The sequence below is a fragment of the Bartonella sp. CL63NXGY genome, assembly GCF_042194905.1.
Taxonomy (GTDB): domain Bacteria; phylum Pseudomonadota; class Alphaproteobacteria; order Rhizobiales; family Rhizobiaceae; genus Bartonella.
Genome location: NZ_JBHINK010000161.1, coordinates 1 through 543 on the forward strand (window position 1 = coordinate 1; position 543 = coordinate 543).

Here is a 543-nt window from a genome sequence, read left to right on the forward strand (position 1 = left end):
TTTTCTGTTTGCGAAATTTGTTCTTTTTTTAACTCAAGCTGTTTTTTTAAGAGCTCAATAATTTCTCCTTTTTTTAAAAGCTGAAGGATTTCCGAATATTCTGCTGATAGAACAGGTTGTGGCGGTGAAGCAGGTTGTGGCGGTGAAGCAGGTTGTGGCGGTGAAGCAGGTTGTGGCGGTGAAGCAGATGATTGCAATTTTGAACATTTTTCTAGGATTCCAGTGCTGTCTTTTCCATACATTTGCTTTTCAAATTCTGCACGTCCCACTGCTAGAACATTGCATAAATTTGATGGATCTGCGTCTACATGTATTTCAGAAAAATCCACTGCATGTGCCAAATTTATCATTCCCCAAAGGGTGATCATTCCTGTTATAATAAATCGCTTTTTCATCTGTCTCCTCGCTTGATTTCGGCAGGGATTGTTTTATTAATAGGCACACGGTTCCTATCATTGGGCTGTTTTAGCTTTGGTGCTAATGCACAAGCCGATAAAAGGTTTGCAATCAAAATTATAAGAATGATCGACTTCATTTTAATAT

1 protein-coding gene and 1 pseudogene are annotated in these 543 nt (G+C 38.3%); both read right to left on the bottom strand.

The genetic code is table 11. The features are described from left to right. A pseudogene (locus ACFIK0_RS09905) lies at window positions 1-395 on the bottom strand (hypothetical protein); the annotation flags it as partial. Next, the gene (locus ACFIK0_RS09910) at window positions 392-535 is read right to left on the bottom strand and encodes a TrwH protein (RefSeq protein WP_273790050.1); all 144 of its coding nucleotides are present in this window, start codon (window positions 533-535) and stop codon (window positions 392-394) included. The gene ACFIK0_RS09910 and the pseudogene ACFIK0_RS09905, both read right to left, overlap by 4 nt. Window positions 536-543 lie beyond the last annotated feature (8 nt).